Here is a 16,737-nt window from a genome sequence, read left to right as displayed (position 1 = left end):
GAATCCGGGTGGGCGGCCCGGTCAGGGCCCGATCCTGGGGTAGTGCGTATCCGATCACCCCGATCACCCCGATCACCTCGATCACCCCGATCACCCCGTCGCCGAGCCGCCCGGCCACCGGAAGTTCGGCCACCGGTCCTTCGAGGGCCGGCCCGGCTCCTGCTGGCCCTGGGCCTGCTCGCCGGACCGACACTGCTCACCGCGCTGCCGCCCGGCCCGCTCGCGGCCGGCCCGGTGGCCGCCCTGCCCGCCGCGCCCGGCACTTCCGCCGAGCGGGAGTCGGTGCTGCTGGAGCTGGACACCGAGTCCGCCGCCCCCGCCTGGCGGCGGGCCGCCGAGGGCGTCCGGCGTCGGCGCGGCACCCCGGAGCAGACGCGGCAGGCGGCCGCCGCGGCCGGCCGGGCCGCGCGGCAGCGGGCCGACGCGGCGCTGACCGGGCTGGCCCGCGCGATGGGCCCCGACATCCAGGTGCTCTACCGCACCCAGGCCCTGCTCACCGGCCTGGCGGTGAACGCCCCCACGGCCCGGCTGGCCGCGCTGCGCCGGCTGCCGGGGGTGCGCGCGGTCCATCCGATCGCCCTCAAGCAGCGCGCCAACGCGCACTCCGTCCCGCTCACCGGCGCCCCCACAGTCTGGGCCGGCCCACCTGGCAGCACGGGCACCACGGGCTCGGGGGTGCGGATCGGCATCATCGACAGCGGTGTCGACTACACCCACGCCGACTTCGGCGGCCCCGGCACCGAGGCCGCCTACCGCTCGGTGGACAGCGCCGCGCCGGCGCCTGCCGCGCTCTTCCCGAACGCCAAGGTCACCGGCGGTCAGGACCTGGTCGGCGACGACTACGACCCGGACCCGGCCGCCGCCGACCACCAGCCCGTCCCGCACCCCGACCCCAATCCGCTGGACTGCGACCGCAACGGCCACGGCACCCACGTGGCCGGCACCGCGGCCGGCTACGGCGTCGACGCCCAGGGCCGCACCTACCGCGGCCCCTACCGCCCCGGCCTCGATCCGGCGGCCTTCCGGATCGGCCCCGGCGCCGCCCCGGGCGCCACCCTCTACGCGATCAAGGTCTTCGGCTGCCAGGGCTCCACCGACCAGCTCGCGCACGCCCTCGACCTGGCCGCCGACCCGAACCAGGACGGCGACCTCACCGACCACCTGGACGTGGTCAACCTCTCCCTCGGCAGCGACTTCGGCGACCCGGCCGACGCCGACGCGCTGGCCGCCGACAAGCTCGCCGAGGCGGGCACCGTGGTGGTCGCCTCGGCCGGCAACGACGGCGACGTCCACGGGGCCGGCGGCAGCCCCGGGGTGGCCGCCCGGGCGATCGCGGTGGCCGCCTCGGTGGGCGGCCACGGCGACGCCGACGGGGTGCGGGTGCTGGCCCCACCCGCGCTGGCCGGCCTGCTGCCCGCGCACTGGAGCGCCCGCTACCGCGACTGGAGCACCGCCGAGGTGGCCGGCGAGCTGGCCCGCCCCGCCGCCGACCTGGACGGCTGCGCCCCCTTCGACGCGGCCGACGCGGCCCGGCTGCGCGGCAAGGTGGCGCTGCTCGACTGGGCGGTCGAGGACGCCGACCGGGGCTGCGGCTCCACCCCGCGCGCCGACCACGCGGCGGCCGCCGGCGCGCTCGGCGTGCTGCTCGCCGCCGACGGTGACCACCTCGGCGAGGTCAGCGGCGACGAGAGGATCCCCGAGGCGATCCTGGCCCGGGCCGAGGGCGAGCGGCTGCGCGCGGCGCTGGGCGGCGGTGCGGTCGGCGTCGAGCTGGCCGCGCCCGGCAACCCGCTGCACGGCGCGGTCGCCCAGGACCAGCCCGAGCGGATCGACACCGTGGCCCGGTTCAGCTCGCGCGGCATCGGGCAGGCCGGGGTGGTCAAGCCCGACCTGGCCGCGCCCGGCGAGACCATCTGGTCGGCCAAGGCCGGCAGCGGCAGCCAGGGCACCCGCGAGGACGGCACCTCGATGGCGGCCCCGCACGTGGCCGGGATCGCGGCGCTGGTGCGTGCCGCGCATCCGACCTGGAGCGTGGCCGAGGTCAAGGCCGCGCTGATGAACACCGCCACCGACGTGCGCGCCACCGACGCGCGCGCCGTCCCGGGCGGCGCCGCGCCGGCGCTCGGCCCCGAGCGGGTCGGGGCCGGCCGGGTCCGCGCCGACCTGGCCGTCGCCACCCCCGCGGTGGCCTACGCGGCCGGGGACGCCGGGCAGGTCGGGCTCTCCTTCGGCCCGGTGCCGGTCACCGGTCCGCTCACCCTGACCAGGGAGGTGACGGTGCGCAACCTCTCCGCCGCGCCGCTCTCCTACCGCACGGGCTACCAGGCCGCCACCGAACTACCCGGCGCGGCCTTTCGTCTGACGCCTGATCAGCTGACCGTGGCACCGGGGGAGAGCGGCACCGTCCGGGTCGTGCTGAGCGCCGCCGGCTCCCTGGACCGGGTCCCCGATCCGAGCCTGGTGCTGACCCAGGCCGGGCGGGCCAGGTCGTTCCGGGGCGAGCTCTCCGGCGAGCTGCTGCTCACCCCCGTGGCGGCCGGGCCGCCGGTGCTGCGGGTGCCGCTCTTCGCCGCGCCCCGGGCGGCCTCCGAGCTGACCGCCACGGTCCTGGGCAGCCCGGGCGCCGAGCCGGCCAGGATCGCCATCACCGGCACCCCGGCCCGCACCGGAGGCGGGACGGCCTCCCTGGTCAGCGCCTTCGCGCTGGGCGGCGAGGCCGAGCGCCGGCCCGACTGCGCGGCCGGCACCCCCGGCACCCCCGGCACCCCCGGCACCGGTGGTCCCGGTGGTCCCGGTGGTCCCGACCCCGGCAGCCCGAGCAGCCCCGTGCCCGGCAGCCCGAGCGGCCCGAGCGGCGACAGCCACGGCAGCGCCGCCGGGCCCGCCCGGGCCCGCTGCGCCGAGCGGCCGCTGGACCGTGCCGCCGACCTGCGCGCGGTCGGCGCGGCCAGCGACGCCCCGACCGTCGGCGCGGCCGACGCCACCCTCTACCTGGCCGCCACCAGCTGGGCCCCCTCGGCCGGCCCGGTGGCCGCCGTCGCCGTCCGGGCCGCACTCGACACCGACGGGGACGGCCGACCCGACGCCCTGGTCCTGGCCGACCGGCTGCCCGGCAGCGATGTCCTGGTGGCCCGGCTGCTGGACGCCCGCACCGGGCGCCAACTCGACGTCCAGCCGCTGAACGCCCGGTGGGGAGAGACCGACACCGATCTGCTGGACAGCGACACCGTCGTCCTGCCGATCCGGCTCGCCGCACTGCCCGGCCTGCCGGCCGCCGGCGGCCGGATCCACTACGCCATCTGGACCGGTCAGGTCGGCGCGGCGCCCGACCCGGCGCACGCGCTCTCCTCGATCGGCCTGAGCCAGGGGCGCCCCGCGCTGGAGATCGACCCGCTGCATCCCGCGCTGGACATCCGCCTCTCGGTGGGGGGAGCGAGCGCCCTGCTCCGACCGGAGCTCCCAGGCACCCTGCTGGAGGTGCGCCGCGCGGCGCCGGGCCCGGCCCGGCTGCTGCTGGTCCACCACCTCAACGAGGACGGGCGGCGGGCCCAGCTGATCACCCTGCCGGCCGGCTGACGCCGCGCCGCCGCCACCAGGCCCAGCCGGTCACCAGCACCCAGGCCCCGAGCGCGCCGGCCGCCACCCGCAGGCCCGGCGCCAGCCCCGGCTGCCGGTAGGAGCAGGCGAGGCTCCCGGCGCCGCTCCCCAGCGGCACCGCGAGCAGCCCCTCGGCCGACCCGGCCGCGACGGCCGGCCCGCCGTCCACCGCGCAGCGCCAGCCCGGCACGGCCGGCACCGCGAGCACGGCGGTGCCGGTGCTGCCGGGCGGCAGCCGGGCCGACAGGGAGTGGCCGCCCGCCCGCACCCGCGTGGCGCCGTGCGCGCGCAGCTCCCGCAGGGCGTCGGCCAGTGCCGCCTCGTCCAGGCAGGCGAAGGGCTCGGCCGGCACCTGGGTGGCCGGCTCGACCCGGACCGTCACCCGCACCACCCCGTCGGCCGGCACCGGGCCGAGCGCGATGACCGGCAGCGCCGTCGCGTCCTGCTCCCCGTGCGCGTCCAGCGAGCCGCCCGGCCAGGTCAGCCGGCCGGCGAGGTAGGGCGCGTAGAGGTAGGCCGCCCGTCCCGGGTCGCAGCGCGCGGTGAGCACCGTGCCGTCGCTGCCGGGCGGGGTGGTGGGCAGCGACCAGCCGCTGCGCCCGTGGTCGGTGGGCGCCGCCGGGCCGCCGCCCGGCACCAGTGCCGGGACCTGGTACACCGTCGCGCCGAGCAGCCGCTCCCGCCGCGCCCAGAGTGAGAGGCCGCCCGCCGGTGCGGCGGGGGGCACCGTCACCAGCGGTGCGGCGGGGCCGCGGAGTTGCGTCAGATCGGGCTGCAGCGAGGCGGTGATCCCGAAGAGCGCCTGCCCGACCGGATCGGCGAAGCTGAGCGTCTGCCGCCCCTGCCGCAGCCGGCCGGCGCCCAGCCCGTGCAGCGCCTGCGCGGTGGCCTGCGGCAGGTAGTCGCTGCGGTAGCCGCCGCCCTCGCCGCCCAGCAGCATCGGGTCGTTGCCGGTGAAGACGTGCGGCCCGGGGTCGCTGCGCCCGGCCGGCCAGCTGTCGGCCGCCCGCACCAGCTGCCGGGCCTGCCGCAGTTCCGCCGCCTCGGGCCCGGTCGCCGGTCGGTCGCGCTGCCGATCGGTCGGCCCCAGCAGGGTGTACGCGGCCCCGCCCGACCCGGCCAGCACGGCGCAGCCCAGCACGGCCGTCGCCAGCCGGGGTGATCTCCCCAGGCCCCACAGCGCCGCCACCGCCACCGGCACCCCGAGACCCAGCAGCAGCCAGGCCGCCGCCCCGCCGCCGCCCCGCCCGTGGGTCAGCGCGGCCGGCAGCGCGAGCAGCGCCACCCCGCCGCCCAGCGCGAGCGGGGTGGGCCGGTGCGCCAGGCAGGTCCAGGCCGCCATGGTCAGCAGCCCGCTCAGCACGAAGGTCGACCGGTACGGGTCGCCCTCCGGCGCGTTCGACAGGTGCCAGAGCAGCAGGGCGGGGCGCCACGCGAAGGAAGCCGCGCCCAGCACCAGCGCGCCTGTCCAGGCCAGCCGCTCGGCCGCGCGCACCCCGCGGTTGAACGGCAGCGCCGCCACCAGCAGCAGGCCCAGCACGCCGGTGAAGACCTGCGGCAGCGCCCGGGCGGTGAGGCCGCCGGGCAGCAGTTGGGCCAGGTAGTCGCCGAGGCCCGGGGGAGCGGGGCGCAGCACGGCGGCGGGTACCGCGGCGCGGCCGGCCTCGAAGGTCACCCAGAGCACCGGCGTGGCCGCCGCGATCCCGACCGCCGCCATCGCCAGCGCCCGCCCCAGCACGCGCAGCCGCTCCCGGACCGGCCGCCGGTCCAGCAGCAGCCGCAGCACCAGCACCAGGCCGGCTCCGAGCGAGGCGGTCGCGGCGGTGTAGAAGTCGCCGACCCAGGCCAGCGCGACGGCCGCCGCGCCCAGCGGCCAGCCGGTGCGCCGCAGGCAGCGGTCGGCGGCCAGGCAGAGCATCGGCAGCGAGACCAGCCCCCAGAGCCAGGCCGGCTGCTCCACCCCGTCCACCAGCACCCAGGCGCAGAGCCCGTAGCCGGTGGCGAGCAGCGCCCGCAGCCACCCCGGGCCCGGGTGCAGCCGCCCGAGGAAGACGGTCATCAGCGCGGTGGCCAGCCCGATGCTCAGCAGGGTGCCGAGGAAGACGGCCAGGCCCACCTGATCGCGCGGGAAGAGCAGCACCAGCAGCGAGAAGGGGTTCAGCAGCCCGCTCATCAGGTCGGGCAGGAACGGCACGCCGTACCCGCTGTTCCAGTTGAGCAGCAGGTCGCCGCCGCCCTGCCCGTGCAGCAGGTCCCAGAGGTGCGTGTGCAGCGGCACCACCTGCTCCGCCAGCACCGTGCCGGGCCGGGGCCCGTGCCCGAACGGATACGCCCCCCGCGCTCCGAGCGCCAGCGCGTACGCCCCCATCGCCAGCCCCGCCGCCCCCAGGGGCGCCCGCCTCTCCCGCATAGCGACATCATCCGGGACACGTTCGGGTGATCCCGCCTCAGGACCCGCCGGGTAGCCTGAACTGGATCGCCAGAATCTCTCGCACGGGAGCAATGATGAGCGTCGAACCGTTCCCGGACTGGCTCCGGCCGCCCGTCGGCGGCTGGACGGCCGATGACCTGGACCGGCTCCCGGACCTGCCTCCGCACACGGAGCTGATCGACGGGAGCCTGATCTTCGTGAGCCCGCAGACCACGTCTCACTCGCTGATGATCCGGGTGCTTGAGCGTGCGCGCTGGAGCGTGCCGCTCCCGCGGGCTGGGAGGTCTGGCGGGAGATGACCGTGAAGCTCGACGAGCGGAACCGGCCCGAGCCCGAGCTACGTCCCCACCGGCATCTTCCACGACCGCCTGACCGTGGAGCACCCCTTCCCGCTCGACGTCCCGCTGACCATCCGTCCGGATAGTGGACGGAAGATGTCATCCCCTGGGACGCAGGAGTAGCGTTCCCGGCATGTCTCGCACCCTTCGTCTCGCAGTGATCCCCGGTGACGGCATCGGCCAGGAAGTCGTCGCCGAAGGCCTCAAGGTGCTCACCGCCGCGCTCCCCGGCGACGTGAAGCTGGAGACCACCGAGTACGACCTCGGCGCCCGCCGGTACCACGCGACCGGGGAGACCCTGCCCGACACCGTGCTGGCGGAGCTGAAGTCGCACGACGCGATCCTGCTCGGCGCCATCGGGGACCCGTCGGTCCCGTCCGGGGTGCTGGAGCGGGGGCTGCTGCTGAAGCTGCGCTTCGCCTTCGACCACCACATCAACCTGCGCCCGGGCAAGCTCTTCCCGAACGTGCCGTCGCCGCTGGCCGGCGACCCCGAGATCGACTTCGTGGTGGTCCGCGAGGGCACCGAGGGCCCCTACGTGGGCAACGGCGGCTCGCTGCGCACCGGCACGCCGCAGGAGGTGGCCACCGAGGTCAGCCTCAACACCGCCTTCGGCATCGAGCGCGTGGTCCGCGACGCCTACCGCCGCGCCGCCGCCCGCCCGCGCAAGAAGCTGACCCTGGTCCACAAGAACAACGTGCTGGTGCACGCCGGCCACCTGTGGACCCGGATCTTCCAGCAGGTCGGCCAGGACTTCCCCGAGGTCACCACCGACTACCTGCACGTGGACGCGGCGACCATCTTCTTCGTCACCCAGCCCGAGCGGTTCGACGTGATCGTCACCGACAACCTCTTCGGCGACATCCTGACCGACCTGGCCGCCGCCGTGACCGGTGGCATCGGCCTGGCCGCGAGCGGCAACATCAACCCCTCCGATGAGTTCCCCTCGATGTTCGAGCCGGTGCACGGCTCCGCCCCGGACATCGCGGGCCAGGGCAAGGCCGACCCGACCGCCACCGTGCTGTCGGTCGCCCTGCTGCTGGACCACCTCGGCTTCACCACCGAGGCGGCCGCGGTCGAGGCGGCGGTCGCCGCCGACCTGGCCGAGCGCACCGGCACCCGCACCACCACCGAGGTCGGCGACGCGCTCGCCGCCCGAGTAGCCGGCTGACGGGCCGGGCCGGGAGGCGGAACGAGGCGCCCTTCGAGGCGTGACAACCCCACAGCTGTTCGGCACGGCCCCTTAGATGCGAGTATCAACAGTGGGCCGTGCCTTCGGCGTACCCGGGGGTCCCCCGACCCGCCGCCGGATGGCGGTCAACGGCCCTGACCAACCCCACGGTGAAGGACAGAAGCCATGACCACGCCCACCCAGGCGCCCATCACGTTCGAGCTCAAGCCCTCCGCGCACCCGCTGTCGGCGGCGGAGCGCGAGGCGCGGCTGGCGAACCCCGGTTTCGGCCGGATCTTCACCGACCACATGGTCACCATCCGCTGGACCGAGGGCCGCGGCTGGCACGACGCCCAGCTCACCCCGTACGCGCCGCTGGAGATGGACCCGGCGAACATGACCCTGCACTACGGGCAGGCGATCTTCGAGGGCCTCAAGGCCTACCACCAGCCCGACGGCTCCGTCGCCACCTTCCGCCCCGAGTCCAACGCCACCCGCTTCCAGGCCTCGGCCCGCCGCCTGGCGATGCCCGAGCTGCCCACCGAGGCCTTCGTCAAGGCCGTCGAGCTGCTGGTCCAGCAGGACCGCGGGTGGGTGCCCACCGAGGCCGAGCAGAGCCTCTACCTGCGGCCCTTCATGTTCGCCACCGAGATCGGCCTCGGGGTCCGCCCGGCCAACGAGTACCTCTTCGTGGTGATCGCCTCCCCGGCCGGCGCCTACTTCCCCGGTGGCGTCAAGCCGGTCTCGGTCTGGCTCTCCGAGGAGTACGTGCGCGCCGCCCCCGGCGGCACCGGCGCCGCCAAGTGCGCGGGCAACTACGCCGCCTCCCTGGTGGCCCAGGCGCAGGCCGCCGCCCAGGGCTGCGACCAGGTGGTCTGGCTGGACGCCGCGGAGCACAAGTGGATCGAGGAGATGGGGGGGATGAACCTCTACTTCGTCTTCGGCGAGGGCGAGGACGCGAAGATCGTCACCCCCGCGCTCTCCGGCGCCCTGCTGCCCGGCATCACCCGCGACTCGCTGCTCACCATGGCCGCCGACCTCGGCTACGCCACCGAGGAGCGCAAGATCTCCACCGACGAGTGGAAGCAGGCCAACGCCGACGGCACCCTCACCGAGGTCTTCGCCTGCGGGACCGCCGCCGTGATCACCCCGGTCGGCTCGGTCAAGTCCGCCCGCGCCGACTGGACCGTGGGCAAGGGCGAGCCCGGCCCGGTCACCATGCGCCTGCGCGAGACCCTGCTCGGCATCCAGGGCGGCACCGTGGCCGACACCCACGGCTGGCTGCACCCCATCGCCTGAGCCGTTGGACCGTTCCTCCCGGGCGCCCTGCGGGGGCGGGGCGCCCGGGGGTGGGTAACCCCGAAGTGTTCCGCTTCTGACACCCCGTCCCGGATCGCGAGACGTCCCGCCCACCCCGCGGAACCTGTGCCAGACTGCGAACGTGTCCTCGCTCGCGCTCATTATTAGCAGCAGGCGCGCCGGTCCGCAGTGACCGTTCCGCAGTGAACCCCGCGGGACGAGCACAGCGTCACACGACCCGCGCGCAGACCTCTCGCACCCGCGAGGGGTCTTTTGTTTTGCCCCGTCGAGCCCACCCCACGCCGACCGGGCAGGACCAGGACCACCGGCGCCGCCCACCAGGCGGGCACGGATTCCCGGTGGCGCGCGGGACAGTGGACAGTGGAGCCGGGAGGACCGACTCCGGCAGCAGCAAGCAGCAGCAGACTCTCCCCGAACGGAGAAACCAGGGCCATGACCGACGGCAGTACGCGTCACCCCGACGACAGCTTCCACGTCTTCGACACCACCCTGCGCGACGGCGCGCAGCGCGAGGGCATCAACCTCACGGTGGCCGACAAGCTGACCATCGCACGGCACCTGGACGATTTCGGGGTCGGGTTCATCGAGGGCGGCTGGCCCGGCGCCAACCCCCGGGACACCGAGTTCTTCGCCCGGGCGGCCGCCGAGCTGGACCTCAAGCACGCGCGGCTGGTCGCCTTCGGGGCCACCCGGCGGGCCGGCGGCAACGCGGCCGAGGATCCGCAGCTCGCGGCGCTGGTCGACTCGGGCGCCCCGGTGATCACCCTGGTCGCCAAGTCCCACGACCGGCACGTGGAGCTGGCGCTGCGCACCACGCTGGAGGAGAACCTGGAGATGGTCCGGGACAGCGTGGCCTACCTGCGCTCCCGCGACCGCCGGGTCTTCGTCGACTGCGAGCACTTCTTCGACGGCTACCGGGCCAACCGCGAGTACGCCCTCGCCGTGGTCCGCACCGCCCACCAGGCCGGCGCGGACGTGGTGGTGCTCTGCGACACCAACGGCGGGATGCTGCCCGGCGGGGTGCGCGAGATCGTCGCCGACGTCCTCGCGCAGTGCCGGACCTATTCGGCCGGCGCCCGGCTCGGCATCCACGCCCAGGACGACACCGGCTGCGCGGTGGCCAACACGTTGGCCGCCGTGGACGCCGGCGCCACCCACGTGCAGTGCACCGCGAACGGCTACGGCGAGCGGGTCGGCAACGCCAACCTCTTCCCGGTGGTGGGCGCGCTGGAGATCAAGTACGGACGGCGGGTGCTGCCGCTGGGCAAGCTGGCCGAGATGACCCGGATCTCGCACGCCATCGCCGAGGTGGTGAACCTGACCCCGTCCACCCACCAGCCCTACGTCGGGGTCTCGGCCTTCGCGCACAAGGCCGGCCTGCACGCCTCCGCGATCAAGGTCGACCCGGACCTCTACCAGCACATCGACCCCGAGCTGGTCGGCAACACCATGCGGATGCTGGTCTCCGACATGGCCGGGCGGGCCTCGGTCGAGCTCAAGGGCAGGGAACTGGGCTACGACCTGTCCGCCGACCGCGACCTGGTCGGCCGGGTGGTCGCCAGGGTCAAGGCGCAGGAGAACCTCGGCTTCACCTACGAGGCGGCCGACGCGTCCTTCGAACTGCTGCTCCGTGACGAGGTGAACGGCAACCGGGACCGCTTCTTCACCCTGGAGTCCTGGCGGACCATCAGCGAGCAGCTGGCGGGTGGGCGGGCGGGCGACGAGGCGACCGTGAAGCTCTGGGCCAAGGGCGAGCGGATGATCGCCACCGGTGAGGGCAACGGCCCGGTCGACGCCCTGGACAAGGCGCTGCGGGCCGCCCTGGAGCGGATCTACCCGCAGCTGGCGAAGCTGGAGCTGGTCGACTACAAGGTGCGGATCCTGGAGGGCGAGCACGGCACGGCCTCGCGCACCCGGGTGCTGGTCGAGTCCACGGACGGCAGCGCCACCTGGTCCACGGTCGGCGTCGCGGACAACGTGATCGCGGCCTCCTGGCTCGCGCTGGAGGACGCCTACACCTACACCCTGCTCAAGGCCGGCCTGACGCCGGAGGCCTGACCCGGCGCCTGACCCGGCGCCTGACCTGGTGGCCGGGACCCCGAGCCCACGGGATCCCGGCCACCGGGTCAGCGCGGCCCGGTCAGCGCAGCCGGGCGAGTAGCGCGTGTTCGACCAGGGTGATCAGGGCGCTCTTGGCGCTGTCCCGGCGCCTGGCGTCCAGGGTGATGATCGGTGTGTCGGGGCCGAGTTGGAGCGCCTCGCGGACCTCGTCCGGGGTGTGCGCCTGGTGCCCGTCGAAGCCGTTGAGGGCGACGACGAAGGGCAGGCCGCTGTTCTCGAAGTAGTCGAGGGCGGGGAAGCAGTCGGCCAGGCGGCGGGTGTCGACCAGGACGACGGCGCCGATGGCGCCGCGCACGAGGTCGTCCCACATGAACCAGAAGCGGTCCTGTCCGGGGGTGCCGAACAGGTAGAGGATGAGGTCCTCGTCCAGCGTGATGCGGCCGAAGTCCATCGCCACCGTGGTGGTGGTCTTGCCCGCGGTGTGGGTCAGATCGTCGATGCCCGCCGAGGCGGAGGTCATGACGGCCTCGGTGCGCAGCGGGTTGATCTCGGAGACCGCGCCGACGAGGGTGGTCTTGCCGACGCCGAAGCCACCCGCGACAACGATCTTCGCGGAGGTGGTGGCACGGGCGGCGGCCGCGGGGCTAGAGCTTGCGAAGTCCACTGAGGACCCTTTCGAGCAGCGTGACGTCGGGCTGGTTGCCGGATTCGCCCCCGGCGGCGGGCTGGTGGATGGCGACCAGGCCGGCTTCTGCCAGGTCGGCCACGAGGATCCGGGCCACCCCGAGCGGCAGCGAGAGCAGCGCGGAGACCTCGGCCACCGACTTCACCTCGGTGGCGCAGAGCGTGCAGATCCGCTGGTGCTCGGGCAGCAGGGTGGCCAGCCGGGCCTGGTCGACACTGGCCGAGACCAGGGCCTCCAGGGCCAGTTCGTAGCGCGGTCTGGTCCGGCCGCCGGTCATCGCGAACGGCCGGATCAGCGGGCCGCTGTCCATCTCGTCCTCGGGCGCCTGCGGCCCCTGGTGGGCCCGCGCGGCCTGCGGATCCTGCTGCGGGAGGGGACGGCCGTACGAGGCGCCGTACTGGCCGTACTGCGCTCGGCCGTAACTCTGGCCGTGGCCTGCGCCGGGCGTCCCGAACGCGTCGTGGCCGGTGCCGGGGTACGGGACTCCGTACTGGCCCTGCCGATCGTCGGGCGATGTCACGGTTCCTCTCCTCACAAGATGCGGCGGTGCGGTGCAAGGTGCGGACGCGGCCTCGGGTGGGACCGAGGCCGGTGGTGCGAGGTGCCGGTACAGAGCCTGAAGCCGAGCCCGTCGCCACGGGATCGAAAAGGGGGCGGCTGGATACTACAAGTACTACGACGGTGACGGCATGCCTTCACCGGGGTGCCCGACGGACCGTCAGGAGCATACGGTGGTCCGTCAGAAGACCTCCTCCGAAAACCTGCTGACCGGCCGTCAGCATACTGACGGCCGGTCAGCAGGGCAGTCTCAGTGCAGGAGGCTGCCCTGGAGTTCGGCGCGCAGGGCGGGGGTGAGGACGGCGCCGGCGCGGTCGACCAGGAGGGCCATCTCGTAGCCGACCAGGCCGATGTCGGAGTCGGGGGAGGCGAGGACGGCGAGGGAGGAGCCGTCGCTGACGGCCATCAGGAAGAGGAAGCCTCGTTCCATTTCGACGACGGTCTGGTTGACGTCGCCGCCTTCGAAGATCCGGCTGGCGCCGGAGGTGAGGGAGGTGAGGCCGGAGGCGACGGCGGCGAGTTGGTCGGCGCGGTCGCGCGGGAAGCCTTCGGACATGGCGAGCAGGAGCCCGTCGGCGGAGACCACCACTGTGTGGGACACCCCGGGGGTGTTGTCCACGAAGTTGGTGATCAGCCAGTTCAGGTTCTGTGCGGCCTGGCTCATCTGGGTCAACTCAACGCTCCTGGTGGTTCGAGCCGCCGAAGAGATCGGTGCTGTCGTTCTGCTGTCCGCGTCCGGGGCGGTCCGGCTGGGACATGTCCTGGTGGTCGATCCGGAAGCTACCGGTCTGACCGTCGGCGCCGGCGTTGCGGCCCTGCTCCACGCCGCGGCGCAGGTTGGTCAGCCGGCCGCGCACCTCCTCGGGGCTGCGGGAGACCTGCGGGCCTTCCGAGGCGGCGGGCTTGGCGTTGCCGGGGACCAGGTTCTGCCGCGGCACGCGGCGCGGCAGACCGGAGCCGGTCACCCCGCCGGCGGCCGGCTCGCGGACCTGCTCGGCCCGCTGCCAGGCGCCGTCGTTCGCCGACTGCCAGGCGGCCTGGCCGGTCGGACCGGTCGGACCGGTCGGGCCGGAGCTGCCGAGCCCGGACACCTGGTGGCCGCGCGCGTCGACCTCCTCGGTGCCCGAGGTGTCCTTGGCGCCGGTGAACCAGTTCGGCTGCTCCCCGGAGTCGAGGTCGCCGATCGAGCGGGCGCCGAGCCCGCCGGCCAGCTGCTGGCCGGGGCGGCGCAGCGGCAGCCCCGAGTCCAGCGAGGGGGCCGGAGCGGCGGCCGGCAGCGCCGGTGCCTCGTACGGGTGGCCGGCGGCCGTCTCCTGACCGCGCTGGTCGCGCGGAGCGAAGCCGTCGAAGCCGGTCGGGGCGGGCTGGTAGGCGGCGGGCTGCTGGTAGCCGTTGCCCTGGTAGCCACCGTCCTGGTAGCCGCCGTCCTGGTACTCGTAGGGCTGCTGGGCGTTCTGGTCGGTGTAGTAGCCGCCCTGCTCGTAGCCCTGCTGCCCGTAGTCCTCGTAGGGCTGCTGGTAGCCGGGCTCGGCGTACTGCTGGTCGCCGTAGTAGCCCTGGTAGCCGCCCTGCTCGTGGTTCTGGGCCGGGTAGCCCTGCTGGGCGTAGGTCGCCGGCTGCTCGTACTCGGTCTCGGCCTCGACGAACTCGGCCTCGACGTAGTCCGGGTCGCCGGCCCCGGGGCCGGCCTCGGCGAACTCCGGTGCGTTGAAGTCCTGCTGGCCGAACTCCTGCGCGTTGAACTCCTGCGCGTTGAAATCCTGTTGGCCGAACGGCGACTCGCCCGACAGCTCGCCGTGCTCGTCCGGGCCGGCCTCCAGCGCCGCGCGGCGGCGCTCGTCCAGCCGCAGCGAGCGCTGCATCGAGTCCAGCGCGGGGCTGAACCCGCCGGCCCCGCCGCCGAGCGCCAGGTTGTCGTCGAAGCCCAGCTCGGCGGCGCTGCGCGGAGCGGCGAACGCCTCCTGCCCCCAGCTCGGCTGCGGCTCCTGCTCGGCGAAGATCCGCGAGACGGTGAACTCCTCCTCCGGCTCCGGCATCGCGCGCATCTGGGTGAGCGCGGCCGGGAGCATGACGAGGGAGGTGGTGCCGGCCGACTCGCCCGAGGGGCGCAGCTGGACCCGGATGTCGTGCCGGTCGGAGAGCCGGCCGACCACGAACAGGCCCATCCGGCGCGAGATCGAGGCGTCGACCGTGGGCGGCTCGGCGAGCTTCTCGTTGATCTCGGCGAAGTCCTCGGCGGTCAGGCCGATGCCCTTGTCGTGGATCTCGACCAGCACGCGGCCGTCCGGCAGCCGGGTCGCGTTGACGTTGACCCGGGTCTGCGGGCTGGAGAAGGAGGTGGCGTTCTCCAGCAACTCGGCGAGCAGGTGGACGAGGTCGGTCACGGCGGCGCCGATCACCTCGGCCTCGGGGATGCCGGAGAGCTCGATGCGCTCGTACTGCTCCACCTCGGAGGCGGCGGCGCGCAGCACGTCGACCAGCGGGACCGGGGTGTTCCAGCGGCGGCCCGGCTCCTCGCCGGCGAGGACCAGCAGGTTCTCACCGTTGCGGCGCATGCGGGTGGCGAGGTGGTCCAGCTTGAAGAGGTTCTCCAGCTGGTCCGGGTCGGCCTCGTTGTTCTCCAGGTCGGTGATCAGCGCCAGCTGGCGCTGGATCAGGCCCTGGCTGCGGCGCGAGAGGTTGGAGAAGATCGCGTTCAGGTTGCCGCGGAGCAGGGCCTGCTCGGCGGCGAGCGCGACCGCCTGCCGGTGGACCTGGTCGAAGGCGCGGGCGACCTCGCCGATCTCGTCCCGGCCCCACAGGGCGATCGCCTCGACGTTGGTGTCCACCCGGTCCGGGTCGGTCTTGGAGAGCTTCTCGACCAGGTCGGGCAGCCGGGTGTTGGCGATCTCCAGCGCGCTGGTGTTGAGCACGCGCATGCCCAGGATCATCGAGCGGGCGATGAAGCCGGTGAGCAGGCCGGCCAGTACCAGCGAGGCGATCACGATCGAGGCGTTGAGGATGGCGTCGGTCTGCGCGCCGTCCTTGGCGGTGACCGCGTCGCCGACGACGCTGCCGAGCAGCTGGGTCTCGGTGGCGCGCAGCGGGCCGATCTCGCTGGCGGTGGCCTGCACCCAGTTCTCCGGCGTCAGGCCGGCCGCCTTGGCGTCCGCGGCGGCCGCGGCGGCCACGTCCTGGCCGTCGGACATGCCGGCCTGGGCGGCGGCCTGGTAGGCCAGGCCGATGTTCATCAGCCCGTTCATGGTCGGCAGCGACGTCTTGTCGGGCATCCGCAGCGGCAGGTGGGTGTCGGCGGTCGCCTGGGTGACCAGGGCGTTGGCGTACACGTGGCTGTCGTCGGCCGAGGCGCCGTTCTGGAAGGCGCTCAGCGAGTTCTGCTCGATGCTCGAGGCGACCAGCAGGTCCTGGATCAGCTGGGTGTTCTCGTACTTGGTGGTCCGCTCGGCGGCGATGCCGACCAGCAGCATCAGCATCTGGGCGCGCTGGGCCGAGGCGTAGGCCTTGGTCTGCGACATGTTGTAGATGGCGCGGCCGCGGTTCACCCCGGCGGCGCTGCCTGCGCCGACCGAGCTGTCGATCGAGAGCAGCGGGTCGATCAGCGTCGAGTAGGCGTTGCCCGTCGCGCTGGCGAAGAGGTGCACGCTGTAGGCGTTGGTCCGCAGGCTCGCCAGCGAGGCGACGTTGTTCTCGAAGGCGTAGTCGTCCTGCGCGATCTCGGGGTCGCCGCTGACCTTGGCGTAGGCGGTCCGGTAGGCGGCCAGCTTCTGGTCGGTGGCGGAGCGCAGCTGGGCGACGGTGCCGTTCGGGTCCTGGCCGGTGAGCAGCGGGGCGAGGGTGAGGTCGCGCTCGTTCTCCAGCGCGTCGGCCAGGTTGGTCGCCGCCTGGGCCAGCTTCGCGGTCTGCTCGGCCCTGCTGGCCTTGACGTAGTCGTCGAACGAGGTGTTGACGCGCATGCCGCCGAAGACCAGCGCGATGGTGACCGGGATCAGCATGATCGCGACCAGCCGGACCGGCACCCGCCAGTTGCGGAAGGCGAGGAACTCGTACCGGCTGGTCCCCGTTGGACGGTCATCACCGCCCGCGCTGATCACCTCGGGCCCGGAGCCGGCCGGCCGGCCGGGGGCACCGGAGTTGGCCAGCGGCGGACGCTCGGTGTTCGCCGCGAAGGGGGAGAACCCGGCAGTGCTCTGGCCGCTGCGGTCCGTCTCGCGGGGCTCGGAGCGCCGCTGCGGGGTGACTGGCTGCTTACGCCTCACTCGACAACAACCTCTCGGCCGCTTGGCGGCCATGGATCTATCCAGCGGCTACCCCTGGCCGCAGCCCGCTGCTGGGTGGAACTGCCGTGGGTCAATTCGGGGTAGCTGGAATTTCAGCACGTGCGGGAGAACGGGACAAACAGGTCTGGTCGCAGGCCCACCGAGGAACAATTCGGACAATCGCTGACAGGAGCGGCGAAACCAGTGGATGCTGTAATCCGAGTGAACCTGAGTGACTACGGTGTGTCACGAAAAGGTCCGAAATGCCTACCGAACCGTTATGCGATCCACAGAACCTGTTATGTGACGTACAGAACGGG

The 16,737-nt window shown here is 74.1% G+C and carries 9 protein-coding genes and 1 pseudogene; 5 read left to right on the top strand and 5 right to left on the bottom strand.

Going from position 1 to position 16,737, the window contains the following annotated elements:
- Positions 1-234 precede the first annotated feature (234 nt).
- Positions 235-3,576, top strand: coding sequence for a S8 family serine peptidase (locus tag OG455_RS14045; protein ID WP_323185503.1), 3,342 nt, complete (start codon positions 235-237; stop codon positions 3,574-3,576).
- On the opposite strand, the gene OG455_RS14040 is transcribed toward OG455_RS14045, so the two are convergent.
- Positions 3,557-6,007 (bottom strand): YfhO family protein, encoded by a 2,451-nt coding sequence (locus OG455_RS14040; protein WP_266293584.1) that lies wholly within the window; start codon positions 6,005-6,007, stop codon positions 3,557-3,559. The genes OG455_RS14045 and OG455_RS14040 overlap by 20 nt on opposite strands.
- A 95-nt stretch (positions 6,008-6,102) precedes the next feature.
- Here OG455_RS14040 and OG455_RS14035 point away from each other — a divergent pair.
- The 4 genes and pseudogenes from OG455_RS14035 to cimA all read left to right on the top strand — a co-directional run.
- Positions 6,103-6,368 (top strand): annotated as a pseudogene (locus OG455_RS14035) (Uma2 family endonuclease); the annotation flags it as partial.
- A 131-nt stretch (positions 6,369-6,499) separates the two neighbouring features.
- The gene (locus OG455_RS14030) at positions 6,500-7,537 is read left to right on the top strand and encodes a 3-isopropylmalate dehydrogenase (RefSeq protein WP_266293582.1); all 1,038 of its coding nucleotides are present in this window, start codon (positions 6,500-6,502) and stop codon (positions 7,535-7,537) included.
- A 186-nt stretch (positions 7,538-7,723) separates the two neighbouring features.
- Complete coding sequence (locus OG455_RS14025) at positions 7,724-8,836, top strand: branched-chain amino acid aminotransferase (protein WP_266293581.1); 1,113 nt, start codon at positions 7,724-7,726, stop codon at positions 8,834-8,836.
- Positions 8,837-9,289: 453 nt separating this feature from the next.
- A complete protein-coding gene (gene cimA, locus OG455_RS14020; RefSeq protein ID WP_266293580.1) occupies positions 9,290-10,915 on the top strand; it encodes a citramalate synthase in 1,626 nt (541 codons plus the stop codon).
- 82 nt (positions 10,916-10,997) lie between these two features.
- Here cimA and OG455_RS14015 read toward each other — a convergent pair whose 3' ends face one another.
- The 4 genes from OG455_RS14015 to OG455_RS14000 all read right to left on the bottom strand — a co-directional run bounded on the left by OG455_RS14015 (position 10,998) and on the right by OG455_RS14000 (position 16,417).
- Positions 10,998-11,582, bottom strand: coding sequence for an ATP/GTP-binding protein (locus OG455_RS14015; protein WP_266293578.1), 585 nt, complete (start codon positions 11,580-11,582; stop codon positions 10,998-11,000).
- Positions 11,563-12,123: a DUF742 domain-containing protein gene (locus OG455_RS14010; protein ID WP_266293576.1), complete on the bottom strand. Its 561-nt coding sequence runs from the start codon at positions 12,121-12,123 to the stop codon at positions 11,563-11,565. Before OG455_RS14010 ends, OG455_RS14015 begins: the two co-directional genes overlap by 20 nt.
- A gap of 288 nt (positions 12,124-12,411) precedes the next feature.
- The gene (locus OG455_RS14005) at positions 12,412-12,825 is read right to left on the bottom strand and encodes a roadblock/LC7 domain-containing protein (RefSeq protein ID WP_035797811.1); all 414 of its coding nucleotides are present in this window, start codon (positions 12,823-12,825) and stop codon (positions 12,412-12,414) included.
- 10 nt (positions 12,826-12,835) lie between these two features.
- Positions 12,836-16,417, bottom strand: a complete 3,582-nt coding sequence (locus tag OG455_RS14000) for a nitrate- and nitrite sensing domain-containing protein (protein ID WP_266293574.1) — start codon at positions 16,415-16,417, stop codon at positions 12,836-12,838.
- Between the last annotated feature and the right edge of the window lie 320 nt (positions 16,418-16,737).

This window comes from Kitasatospora sp. NBC_01287, assembly GCF_026340565.1.
Lineage (GTDB): Bacteria > Actinomycetota > Actinomycetes > Streptomycetales > Streptomycetaceae > Kitasatospora.
The sequence above is the reverse complement of the archived record's forward strand: the minus strand, read 5'-3'. Positions and strand labels throughout refer to the sequence as shown.